At 71.0% G+C, this 11,979-nt stretch carries 11 protein-coding genes; 8 read left to right on the top strand and 3 right to left on the bottom strand.

Going from position 1 to position 11,979, the window contains the following annotated elements; all coding sequences use genetic code 11:
* Positions 1 to 247: 247 nt before the first annotated feature.
* Both AC30CM_RS26210 and AC30CM_RS26205 read left to right on the top strand, forming a co-directional pair.
* Positions 248 to 1,048 (top strand): alpha/beta hydrolase, encoded by an 801-nt coding sequence (locus AC30CM_RS26210; protein ID WP_490119836.1) that lies wholly within the window; start codon positions 248 to 250, stop codon positions 1,046 to 1,048.
* 2 nt (positions 1,049 to 1,050) lie between these two features.
* A complete protein-coding gene (locus tag AC30CM_RS26205; RefSeq protein WP_490119835.1) occupies positions 1,051 to 1,674 on the top strand; it encodes a TetR/AcrR family transcriptional regulator in 624 nt (207 codons plus the stop codon).
* Positions 1,675 to 1,692: 18 nt separating this feature from the next.
* On the opposite strand, the gene purU is transcribed toward AC30CM_RS26205, so the two are convergent.
* Together purU and AC30CM_RS26195 are read right to left on the bottom strand one after the other, a co-directional pair.
* Positions 1,693 to 2,538: a formyltetrahydrofolate deformylase gene (gene purU / locus AC30CM_RS26200; protein ID WP_490119834.1), complete on the bottom strand. Its 846-nt coding sequence runs from the start codon at positions 2,536 to 2,538 to the stop codon at positions 1,693 to 1,695.
* A gap of 7 nt (positions 2,539 to 2,545) precedes the next feature.
* On the bottom strand, positions 2,546 to 3,940 hold the full coding sequence (locus AC30CM_RS26195; RefSeq protein WP_490119839.1) for an L-serine ammonia-lyase: 1,395 nt from the start codon (positions 3,938 to 3,940) through the stop codon (positions 2,546 to 2,548).
* A 224-nt stretch (positions 3,941 to 4,164) separates the two neighbouring features.
* Between AC30CM_RS26195 and glyA the strand changes: the two genes are divergently transcribed.
* The 6 genes from glyA (at position 4,165) to AC30CM_RS26165 (ending at position 10,828) form a co-directional block, all read left to right on the top strand.
* On the top strand, positions 4,165 to 5,454 hold the full coding sequence (gene glyA, locus AC30CM_RS26190; RefSeq protein ID WP_490119838.1) for a serine hydroxymethyltransferase: 1,290 nt from the start codon (positions 4,165 to 4,167) through the stop codon (positions 5,452 to 5,454).
* The gene (locus AC30CM_RS26185; protein WP_490119833.1) at positions 5,451 to 6,698 is read left to right on the top strand and encodes a sarcosine oxidase subunit beta family protein; all 1,248 of its coding nucleotides are present in this window, start codon (positions 5,451 to 5,453) and stop codon (positions 6,696 to 6,698) included. The genes glyA and AC30CM_RS26185 overlap by 4 nt, the downstream gene beginning before the upstream one ends.
* Positions 6,699 to 6,747: 49 nt before the next feature.
* On the top strand, positions 6,748 to 7,026 hold the full coding sequence (locus AC30CM_RS26180; RefSeq protein WP_490119832.1) for a sarcosine oxidase subunit delta: 279 nt from the start codon (positions 6,748 to 6,750) through the stop codon (positions 7,024 to 7,026).
* Complete coding sequence (locus AC30CM_RS26175; protein ID WP_490119831.1) at positions 7,023 to 9,884, top strand: 2Fe-2S iron-sulfur cluster-binding protein; 2,862 nt, start codon at positions 7,023 to 7,025, stop codon at positions 9,882 to 9,884. Before AC30CM_RS26180 ends, AC30CM_RS26175 begins: the two co-directional genes overlap by 4 nt.
* Before the next feature lie 67 nt (positions 9,885 to 9,951).
* Positions 9,952 to 10,581, top strand: coding sequence for a sarcosine oxidase subunit gamma (locus AC30CM_RS26170; protein ID WP_490119837.1), 630 nt, complete (start codon positions 9,952 to 9,954; stop codon positions 10,579 to 10,581).
* A 13-nt stretch (positions 10,582 to 10,594) separates the two neighbouring features.
* Entirely contained in the window at positions 10,595 to 10,828 is a 234-nt protein-coding gene (locus tag AC30CM_RS26165) for a hypothetical protein (protein ID WP_490119830.1), read from the top strand.
* A 7-nt stretch (positions 10,829 to 10,835) separates the two neighbouring features.
* Here the strand turns inward: AC30CM_RS26165 and AC30CM_RS26160 are convergent.
* On the bottom strand, positions 10,836 to 11,979 hold a 1,144-nt coding region (locus tag AC30CM_RS26160; protein ID WP_490119829.1), incomplete at its 5' end, for a sensor histidine kinase.

Raw genomic sequence — 11,979 nt, 5'->3', positions numbered from 1 at the left:
AGCGCGGGCGTCCCCGGTGCGAGCGCGGGTGCAGGTCCCGGCGGCGCAGGCGCCTGCGCGGGCGGCATCTGCGTGGGCACCGGCGGCTAGTCCGTCACGCGGTTAGTCCGCCCGAACGGAACCGAGAGGGCACGCGAGCCACGGCTCGCGTGCCCTCTCGGCGTCTGCCGACGGTGGGAATACCGGGCGGCGCCGTCTCGTTCCTTCGGTTATAGAACATCGTTCTACAACCGATGGAGTGGTCCCCATGGCGGACCTCGTCTTGATTCACGGCCTGTGGGTGTCACGCGAGGCGTGGCAACCCTGGATCGACCATCTCGCCGAGCACGGTCACCGCGCCGTCGCACCGGCCTGGCCCGGCGAACTCGCGACGGCCGAACTCACCCGCCGAGACCCGTCGGGTCAGGCAGGGGTCGGCGTCGACGAGATCGTGGAGCACTTCGGGCGGATCCTGGCCGACTACGACACGCCGCCGGTGGTCATCGGGCACTCCTTCGGCGGCCTGGTCGCCCAGCGGCTCCTCGACGGGAACCGGGCCGCCGCGGCGGTCGCCATCGATCCCGCGCCCATCAAGGGCGTCCGGCCGCTGCCGTTCGCGCAACTCCGTTCGGCGTGGCCGGTGCTGCACGACCCGCGCAACCGCACCCGGGTGACGGCCCTGACCAAGGAACAGTGGCGCTACGCCTTCGGCAACGCCCTCGAGCCCGCGGAATCCGACGCACTCTGGAGCCGGTGGGCGATCCCGTCTCCGGGCAGGCCGCTGTTCCAAGCGGCCACGGCCAACCTGACGCCGGGTGCGGCGACTCGAGTGAACACCCGCAACGGGTCGCGCGGGCCGCTGCTGATCACCGGCGGTACCGTCGACCACACCGTGCCGCTGGTGACGGCCAAGGCCGCCCATCGCCTCTACGGCTCGTCGGAGGCCATCACCGACTTCCGCGAGTTCGAGGGCCGAGGGCACTCGCTGACGATCGACGGCGGCTGGAGCGACGTGGCGGACACGGTGCGGGCGTGGCTGTACGAACGCGGGGTCATAAAGGAGGGGTGAGCATGTCCCGATCCGGGCACCGCCGCACCCGCACTGCCAGCGATCAGGTCTCGGCCGCGTTGCTCGACGCGGCCGAGACCGTCCTCGACCGCGACGGCGCCGCCGGTGTCACCGTGCGCGCCGTCGCGCAGGAGGCGGGCGTGGCACCGATGGGGATCTACAACCGGTTCGACGGCAAGGACGGGCTGCTCGACGCCCTGGCCGTGCGCGCATTCGACGCGTTGGCGCTGGCCATCGCCGTCGATGCCGGACCGCCGCCCGCAGACCGGCTCCGCCACGCCTGCCGCGGCTACCGCGCGTTCGCGCTGTCCCACCCCGCCCAGTATGCGTTGATGTTCGCGACGGGCTCCCCCGCCGCCCCTCGCGACTCCCCGGTGCGCGCCCGCGGCCGGCGGGTCTTCGACACCTTGGTCGGCATGGTCGGCGACGTCACCGACCCGTTGGGGTCGTCGTCGGCGCCGGATCTCGACGACACCAGTCAAGCCGTCTGGTACGCCATCCACGGCGCGGTGACGATCGAGATCGCCGAGGTCGGCCAAACCGCGGATGCGGCAACGACCTTCGAACGCACCCTGGACCTGATGGTCGCGGCCCTGCAGGCCGGACCCCACGTCGACGATGCGTGATCCGGGCGCAATCCGAGGTCAGCGGAACACGACGGTGCCGTGGCCGTTGAGCAGCACCCGGCCCTCGCAGTGCCAGCGGACGGCACGGGCGAGCGCGAGTGCCTCGGCGTCACGCCCGACGGTGGAGAGGGCGCGCTCGTCGTAGGAGTGATCGATGCGGATCACCTCCTGCTCGATGATCGGTCCCTCGTCGAGATCGGGGGTGACGTAGTGGGCGGTGGCGCCCACCAGTTTCACGCCGCGTTCGAAGGCCTGCCGGTAGGGCCGAGCGCCCTTGAAGCCGGGCAGGAAGGAATGGTGGATGTTGATGGCCCGGCCGTGCAGGGCGGTGCAGGTCTCGTCGGAGAGCACCTGCATGTAGCGGGCGAGCACCACCAGGTCGACGTCGAGCGCCTCGACCAGTTCCAACAACTCGTACTCGGCCTGCTTCTTGGTGTCGCTGGTCACCGGAATGACTTGGAAGGGTAGGCCGGCGGCCGCTGCCATGGCGCGCAAGTCGTCGTGGTTGGACACCACCGCCACCAGCTCCCCGCCGAGAGTGCCCGAACGCCAACGGAACACCAGGTCGTTGAGGCAGTGTCCCTGTTTGGACACCATCACCAGGACGCGCGGCGCGCGATCGCCGCGGATGGCGTAGGTCATGCCGAATTCCGCGGCGACGGCGGCGAAGTCGGCGGCGACGCGCTCTTCGGCGATCGCGTCGTCCACCCGGAAGGCGGTGCGCAGGAACAGTCGTCCGTAGGTGGCGTCGTCGAACTGCTGATGTTGCACGATGGCGCCGCCGTGGTCGAGGACGAACCGCGTGACGGCGTGCACGATGCCGGGTCGCTCGGGGCAGCTCAGCGTCAGGATCAGGGTGGTCATGCGGTCCTCAGCATTCGACGGCGTTCAGGGGAAGTTCGATGACGTTGAGCGCCAGGCCACCTCGCGCGGTTTCCTTGTACTTCACGCTCATGTCGGCACCGGTGTCCCGCATGGTCTTGATGGCCTTGTCCAGCGACACGTGGTGGGTGCCGTCGCCGTGCAGCGCCATCCGGGCCGCGCCGATGGCCTTCATCGAGGCCACGGCGTTGCGTTCGATGCACGGGATCTGCACCAGGCCGCCCACCGGGTCGCAGGTCAGCCCGAGGTTGTGCTCGATGCCGATCTCGGCGGCGTTCTCGACCTGAGCCGGTGTGGCGCCGAGGATCTCGGCTAGCCCGGCCGCCGCCATCGAGCACGCGGAGCCCACCTCCCCCTGGCAGCCGACCTCGGCGCCGGAGATCGAGGCGTTCTCCTTGAACAGCAGGCCGATCGCGCCGGCGGTGAGCAGGAAGCGGACCACGGCGTCGTCGTCGAAACCGGGGACGAACCGCCGGCAGTAGTGCATGACCGCCGGGACGATGCCGGCCGCGCCGTTGGTGGGCGCCGTCACCACGCGGCCGCCCGCGGCGTTCTCCTCGTTGACGGCCAACGCGTAGAGCGTCACCCACTCCATGGCCCGCAGGGGATCGCCTTCGTCGCCGCCGGTGCGCAGGCGTTCCAGCAGCTGCGCGGCCCGGCGGCGCACCTTCAAGCCGCCGGGCAGTACCCCGCTGACGTGGGTGCCGCGTTCGACGCACTCCTGCATGACCTTCCAGATGTCGAGCAGCCCGGCGCGCACGTCGCCCTCGCTGCGCCAGGTGGTCTCGTTGGCCAGCACGAGGTCGCTGATGCGCAGCCCGGTCTCGGCGCAGCACTGCAACATCTGCGCGCCGGTGGAGAACGGGTACGGCACCGGTGTCTGGTCGGCGACCAGCGTGGCGTTGCCCGTGGCGTCCTGGTCGAGGACGAAGCCGCCGCCGACGGAGTAGTACTCACGGCGCTCCAGCCGGGTACCGCGGTCGTCGAAGGCCTCGAAGGTCAGCCCATTGCTGTGGAACTCCAGCCGCTTGCGACGGTGCAGCACGACGTCGCGATCGACGTCGAAGTCGACGTCGCGCACCCCGGCGAGCCGGAGCCGGCGTCGCTCGCGGATCTCGTCGACACGCGGTTGCGCGGCCACGGGATCCACCAGATGCGGTTGCTGACCCTCGAGCCCGAGGACCACGGCCTTGACGCTGCCGTGGCCGTGGCCGGTGGCCCCCAGGGAGCCGAAGAGTTCGCACCGCACCCGGGCGGTGCGCTCCAGCAGGCCCCGGTCGGCAAGCCGCGAGGCGAACAGGTGGGCGGCCTTCATGGGTCCGACGGTGTGCGAACTCGACGGGCCGATGCCCACCTTGAACAGCTCGAAGACGCTGATCGTCACGTCGTTCACCGCCCTTCCTCGGACGTTGGCCCGGTTGTTGCGGCACGGCTGTCCCCGAACAGATACGAGACTAATATATCAATGCGCGACACGTGGAATCAAGCATGGCGACCACCCTTGACCCCGGCCCGCACGGCCGGTTAAGGTGCCAGCCAACTGATATATTAATCATCCATTAGTCGAGGAGGACTGCAGTGACAGACGTCTTGGGTTCGTCGGCAGCACTGCACCCGGACACCGGCCTCCAGCGCCCCCTGGACGACGTCGACCCGCAGGTCGCCGCCGCCATCTCCGCCGAACGCCACCGCCAGGAAAGCACCCTGGAGATGATCGCCAGCGAGAACTTCGCCCCGCTCGCGGTGATGCAGGCCCAGGGCAGCGTGCTGACCAACAAGTACGCCGAGGGCTACCCCGGCCGCCGCTACTACGGCGGTTGCGAGCACGTCGACGTCATCGAGCAGCTCGCCATCGACCGCGTCACGGCGCTGTTCGGCGCCCGGCACGCCAACGTGCAACCGCACTCGGGGGCGCAGGCCAACGCCGCCGCCCTGTCGGCGCTGCTCGCGCCCGGCGAGAAGATCCTCGGCCTGGACCTGGCCCACGGCGGCCACCTCACCCACGGCATGCGGCTGAACTTCTCCGGCAAGCTCTACGACGTCGCCGCCTACCACGTGCGCCAGGACGACCACCGCGTCGACATGGCCGAGGTGCGCCGGGTGGCTCGCGAACACCGGCCCCAGGTCATCATCGCCGGCTGGTCGGCCTACCCCCGCCACCTCGACTTCGCCGAGTTCCGGAGCATCGCCGACGAGGTCGGCGCATATCTGATGGTCGACATGGCGCACTTCGCCGGTTTGGTCGCGGCCGGGCTGCACCCCTCCCCCGTGCCCCACGCCCACGTCGTCACGTCGACGACGCACAAGACCCTCGGCGGACCGCGCGGCGGCATCATCCTCACCGACGACCCCGCGCTGGCCAAGAAGTTCAACTCCGCGGTGTTCCCCGGCCAGCAGGGCGGCCCGCTCGAGCACGTCATCGCGGCCAAGGCGGTCTCGTTCAAGCTCGCCGCCGAGCCCGCGTTCCGCGCACGCCAGCAGCTGACGCTCGACGCCGCGAAGGTCCTCGCCGAGCGCCTGCTGGCCGCGGACTCCCGGGACGCCGGCATCGACGTGGTCTCCGGCGGCACCGACGTGCACCTGGTCCTCGTCGACCTGCGCGCGTCGGAACTGGACGGCAAGCAGGCCGAGGATCGGCTGCACCGAGTCGGCATCACGGTCAACCGCAACGCCGTTCCGTTCGATCCGCGGCCGCCGATGGTCAGCTCGGGCGTGCGCATCGGCACCGCGGCACTGGCGACGCGCGGTCTCGACCTCGAGGCGTTCGGCGAGGTCGCCGACGTCACCAGCCACGCACTGCGCCCCACCACCGACGACGCCGCACTCGACCGCCTCCGGGCGCGTGTCACCGACATCGCCCGCCGCTTCCCGCTCTACCCGACGAAGGACTCGTGGTGACCACGCACCCCGCCCCCGGCACGCCACCCGGCGCGCACCTGCCCGAACATCCCGACTTCCTCTGGCGCACACCAGAACCCAAGAAATCCTACGACGTCGTGATCGTCGGCGGCGGCGGCCACGGCCTCGCCACCGCGCACTACCTGGCCAAGAACCACGGCATCACCAACGTCGCGGTACTCGAGCGCGGCTGGCTGGCCGGCGGCAACATGGCCCGCAACACCACGCTGATCCGCTCCAACTACCTGTGGGACGAGAGCGCCCGCATCTACGAACACGCCCTGAAGCTGTGGGAGGGCCTCGAGGACGACCTCGACTACCCGATCCTCTTCAAGCAGTGCGGCGTGCTCAACCTGGCCCACGGCCTGCAGGACGTCCGCGACGGCGTGCGCCGCGTCGAGGCCAACAAACTCAACGGCATCGACGCCGAATGGCTGGAGCCCAAGGAGGTCGCCGACCTCTGCCCCATCGTCAACACGTCGAGTGACATCCGCTATCCGGTGCTGGGGGCCACCTACCAACCGCGGGCGGGCATCGCCAAGCACGACTGGGTGGCTTGGGGTTTCGCGCGTCGCGCGGACCAGGCCGGGATCGACGTCATCCAGAACTGCGAGGTCACCGGCTTCACCACGGCCGGGGACCGGGTCACCGGCGTGCGCACCACGCGCGGTGACATCGCCGCGGGCCGGATCGCGTTGTGCGCGGCCGGGCACACGTCGACACTGACCGACATGCTCGGCATCCGCACGCCGCTGCAGAGCCATCCGCTGCAGGCGCTCGTCTCCGAACTGCTCGAGCCCGTGCACCCGACGATCGTGATGTCCAACGCCGTGCACGTCTACGTATCGCAGGCACACAAGGGCGAATTGGTCATGGGCGCCGGCGTCGACTCCTACAACGGCTACGGCCAGCGGGGCGCGTTCCACGTCATCGAACGCCAGATGGCCGCCGCCGTCGAACTGTTCCCCGTGTTCGCCCGCGCCCACCTGTTGCGCACCTGGGCAGGCATCGTCGACGTCTGCCCCGACGCCTCGCCCATCGTGGGCCGCGTCGGCTACGAGAACCTGTATCTCAACGCCGGCTGGGGCACCGGCGGATTCAAGGTCACGCCGGGCATCGGCTGGTGCCTCGCCGACACCATCGCCAACGAGTCCGAACACGACTACGTCGCCCCGTTCGGCCTCGATCGCTTCGTCTCCGGGGCGCTCGTCGACGAGCACGGCGCCGCTGGCGTCGCGCACTGACGTTCCGTTGCGCCGCACACCCATTCACCGCTGCCCCGAGGAGCCAGCCATGCAACTCATCGAATGCCCGTGGTGCGGACCGCGGGAAGAGACCGAATTCCGCTACGGCGGTGAGGCCCACGTGGCCTACCCCGAGGACCCGCAGGCCCTCGACGACGAACAGTGGGCGCACTACGTGTTCTACCGGAACAACCCGAAGGGCATGTTCGCCGAACGCTGGAACCACGGCGCGGGCTGCCGCCGCTGGTTCAACGCCGTGCGCGACACCGCCACCTACCGCTTCCACGCCGTGTACCGCACCGGCGAGCCGAAGCCGGCGATCCGATGACGGCCATGCGCGCCGGCGAGGGGGGCCGCATCGACCGCTCGACCACCGTCGCGTTCACCTTCGACGGTCGAGAACTGACCGGGCATGCCGGGGACACGCTGGCATCGGCTCTGCTGGCCAACGGCATTCACCAGGTGACCACCAGCATCAAGATGGGCAGACCGCGCGGCTTCACGTCGGCGTGGGCGGAGGACACCGGCGGACTGGTGCAGGTGGAGTACCCGTTCCCCGAGCCGATGCTGCTGGCCACCACCATCGAGCTGTTCGACGGGCTGGTGGCCCGCGGCATCCCCGGTCAGGGACGCCTCGCCGAGATCGCCGATCCCGCAACGTATGACGCCACGCACGTGCACTGCGACGTCGTGGTCGCCGGCGCCGGCCCCGCCGGTCTGGCCGCCGCCCTGACCGCGGCGCGCGCCGGGGCCCGCGTGGTGCTGCTCGACGAGCAGAGCGAGCCCGGTGGGGCACTGTTGGGTGCGCGCGACACCATCGACGGCCGCCCCGCCACCGACTGGGTCGCCGATGCCGTGACCGAGCTGGCCGGTCACCGCGAGGTGCTGCACCTGCAGCGCACCACGGCATTCGGCCACTACGACGACGGGTTCATCCTGGCCGTGCAGCGCCGCACCGATCACCTGGGAGCGCTGGCGCCCGCGGGCATCAGCAGGCAGCGGGTGTGGCGCATCCGCGCCCGCCAGGTCGTGGTCGCCGCCGGCGCCCACGAGCGTCCCGTGGTGTTCACCGACAACGACCGGCCCGGCATCATGCTCGCAGGCGGCGCCCGCACGTTCCTGCATCGCTACGGCGTGCTCGTCGGCACGGACGCCGTCGTGTTCACCACCAACGACAGTGCCTATCGGAGCGCGCTCGACCTGCACGACGCCGGTGTGACCATCACGGCGATCGTCGACGTCCGCCCCACCGTGGCTCGGCAGCTGCGCGACGCGTGCGCGGCGCGCGGCATCGACGTACGAAACTCGTCGGCGGTCAACGGGACCCGCGGCGACACGCACGTCACCCATGCCGTGGTCCGCGACGAGCGGACCGGGGAGAGTGTCGAACTGGCATGTGACGCGCTGCTCGTCAGCGGCGGCTGGAATCCCGCCGTGCACCTGTTCAGCCAGGCCAGGGGCACGCTGCGCTACGACGACGCACTCGGCGCCTTCGTCCCCGCCGAACCCCTGGCCGGGGTACGGGTGGCCGGTGCCGCCACCGGCGTGTTCGACCTGCCGGGCTGCCTGCGCTCCGGACGCGAGGCCGCCGCGGCCGCGCTGTCCGAGCTGGGTGTCGCGGCGTCATCCGAACCCCTCCCCGGGGAGGGCGATCCGGTGGCCGTCGGCACGGATCCGGGCGTCGTGCGGTGGCGGGTCGCCCACACCGCACCCGAGGAGGCGGCGCGCCAGTTCGTGGACGTGCAACGCGACGCGACCGTCGAGGACCTGATGCGCGCCGTCGGAGCGGGCATGCGGTCGATGGAACACGTCAAGCGCTACACCACCATCGGCACGGCCCACGACCAGGGCAAGACGTCGGGTGTCGTGGCCTCGGGCATCACCTCCGAGCTGCTCGGGGTGCCCATCCGCGAGCTGGGTGTCACCACGTTCCGGGCGCCGTACACCCCGGTGGCCTTCGCCGCGCTCGCCGGCCGTAGCCGCGGCCCCCTGTTCGATCCCGAGCGGGTGACCGCGGTCCACGACTGGCACGTGACCCACGGAGCGGTGTTCGAGGACGTCGGCCAGTGGAAGCGTCCCCGGTACTATCCGCAGGCCGGCGAGGACATGGAGACGGCCGTGCTGCGCGAATGCGCCGCGGCGCGAACGGGAGTCGGCATCCTCGACGGATCCACGCTCGGCAAGATCGACGTGCAGGGCCCGGACGCCGGCGCGTTCCTCGATCTGCTCTACACCAACATGATGAGCACGCTCAAGGTCGGCATGTTGCGCTACGGCGTGATGTGCGGCGTCGACGGCATGGTCATCGACGACGGCACCGTGATGCGCCTGGCCGACGACCGCTACCAGGCGTTCACCACCACCGGCGGCGCCGCCCGGATCCTGGAGTGGATGGAGGAGTGGCTGCAGACCGAGTGGCCGCACCTGCGGGTGCGGTTGACGTCGGTCACCGAGCAGTGGCACACGTTCCCCGTCGTCGGTCCGAAGTCACGCGACGTCGTCGGCGCCGTGTTCGGTGACGTGGACGTCAGCAACGAGGCGTTCCCGTTCATGGCGTGGCGGGACACCACGCTCGACGGCGTGCACGTGCGCATCGGCCGCGTGAGCTTCTCGGGCGAACTGGCCTACGAGGTCAACGTCGACGGCTGGCACGCCGCCGCGGTGTGGGAGCGGCTGATCGCCGCCGGCGAGCCCTACGGCATCACGCCGTACGGCACCGAGGCCATGCACGTACTGCGCGCCGAGAAGGGCTACCCGATCATCGGACAGGACACCGACGGCACCGTCACGCCACAGGATCTCGGGATGAACTGGGTGGTGTCGAAGAAGAAGCCGGACTTCGTCGGCAAGCGTTCCTTCACCCGCAGCGAGAACCTGAACCCCCTGCGCAAGCAGTTCGTGGGATTGCTCCCGGTCGACGCGCAGACGGTGCTGCCGGAGGGCTCGCAGATCATCGAGACGCCGGAATCCGGCGTCCTCCCGCCGCCACCCGTCCCGATGCTCGGACACGTGACGTCGAGCTATCGCAGCGCCGAACTCGGCAGACCGTTCGCGCTGGCATTGGTCAAGGGCGGTCACGCCCGCATCGGAGACACCCTCACCGTCCCCGTCGACGGTGCCCTGGTGGCCGTCGAGGTCACCGGATCCGTCCTCGTCGATCCCGAAGGAGCGCGCCGCGATGGCTGACACCGAGATGGCTGGAACCGGGTCGGCTGCGACTGGATTGGCCGAAACCGGGTTGGCCGAAGCCGGGTTGGCCGAAGAACTGACCCGCCGGAGTCCACTTCAGGCGTACGCCGATCGCTTCGCGCGACTGCCAGAATCCGCACGGCTGCAGGAGGAACCGTTCGTCGCCATGGTCGACCTGTGGGTGGATCCGGCGGGCGCCGGGGCAACCGCCGCGGCCGCGGTGCTCGGTCTGGACGCGCTGCCCACGAGCCCCGGGACCGTGACCACCGGCGGCGACGTCGCCGCGATCTGGCTGGGGCCCGAGGAGTGGCTGATCACCTCGGCGACGCAGTCGGGCGAGCGGCTCGAGGCGACGCTTCGAGACGCGGTCGGGGCGTCCGGCGGCGCCGCGGTCGACGTCTCCGCGCAACGCACGGTGATCCGGTTGCGCGGGCAACGCGCCCGCGACGTGCTGGCCAAGGGGTGTTCGTTGGACCTGCACCCGTCGGTGTGCGGGCCGGGCGCCGCGCTGCAGACCATGCTCGCGCAGGCCGCGGTCGTGTTGGTCCCGCTCGCCGGCAAAGGCACCGACGGCACCGACGGCACCGACGGCACCGACGGCACCGACTACCGCATCTTCGTCCGGGCGTCGTTCGCGCGCTACCTCGCCGACTGGCTGCTCGACGCCGCGGGCGAGTTCGCGGTCTCGTGGTGACGGCGGGCCCACGATGCATCTCGACTGGTACGACCGCAGCATCCTGACCTATGTCCTGGACTCCGGATTGCCGGTGCCGACAGCGCGTTCCGACGATCGGCCGACCCAGTTCGGCATCACGGCCGACCGCGTCGCCGCGCGTTTCGACGCCGTGCTGGAGGTCTACGCGTCACGCCACCCGCTGCTCGACCAACCCGACCTGGAGCTGGTGCGCCGGGCGGCGCGCTACCGCGACACCGCACGGTAGCGCCCGCTCAGCCCACCGGCGCCGCGGGAAGCCACAGCTGGAAGTGGGCACCCGACCGGCTGGGCAGGCACTCGAGTCGGCCGCCCAGCGCCTGGGCCAGCCCGCGCGCGATCGACAGGCCCAGGCCTGCGCCGCCGTGATCGCGCGTGCGTGACTCGTCGAGCCGAACCAGGCGTTCGAAGATGCGCTCCCGCTGGTCGTCGGGCACGCCGGAACCGGTGTCGACGACCGACACCACCGCACCGCCCGCGGCCGCACCGACGTCGATGACGATGCTGCCCCCGACGGGCGTGTGCCTGCGGGCGTTGTCGGTCAGATTGGTGAGGATCTGGCTGACCCGGCCGGGGTCGGTCACCAGTGGCAGCGTGGCCACACCGGACCGCGTCACGGTGACCGACGGCGCCAGCATCGCGGTCCTGGCGCGCACGTCCTCGGCAAGCGCGGCCAGATCACAGCGCTGCCAATGCATCTGCACCCCGGCGTCGATGCGGCTGAGGTCGAGCATGTCGGCCACCAGGCGACCGGCGCTGCGCGCCTCGGCGAGCACCAGGGCGGCACGGTGACGCTGCCGGTCGTGGTCGGGATCGTCGACGTGTTGGCTTGCCGCCCCGACCATCTGTTCGGCACCGGCCTGGATGCCCGAGATGGGGGTGCGCAGTTCGTGAGCCGCGTCGGCCAGGAACCGGCGCGTCGTGGCCTCCGCGTGTGCGGCCGTGTCCGCGGACCGTCTGGCCCGCGCCTCGGAGGCCTCCAACTCGTCGAGCATCTCGTCGAAGGCCAACGCCGCGCGACCCAGCTCCGTCGAGGGCCGGTCGGGACGCAGCCGCCTGCCGCGGTCACCCGAGGTGATCGCGGTGGCCAGCGTGGTCAGGCGGTCCAATGGGCGCAACGCCGCCCGCACCACCAGCGCGACGCCGGCGGCCGCCAGGACGAGCGCCACCAACGCCGCGGCCAGCATCGCCATCCGCAATTGGCCCAGAAGCCGCGTCGTGGCCGTGGTGTCGGCGACCATGATCAGGCGATCACCGCCCGGGAGCGGGTGGGCCAGCACGGTCGTCGTCGCATCCGGTGGCGGGGGCGGCGGGGGTCGCTGCGGGCGGCCCGGCGGGCCCATGCCGGACGGTGGTGGCGGTGGCGGCCCGCCGCGCGGC

Source organism: Mycobacterium sp. DHQP2018-32-09 (assembly GCF_058148405.1).
Note: the sequence above shows the minus strand (reverse complement) of the source record. Positions and strands in the feature narration are given on the sequence as shown.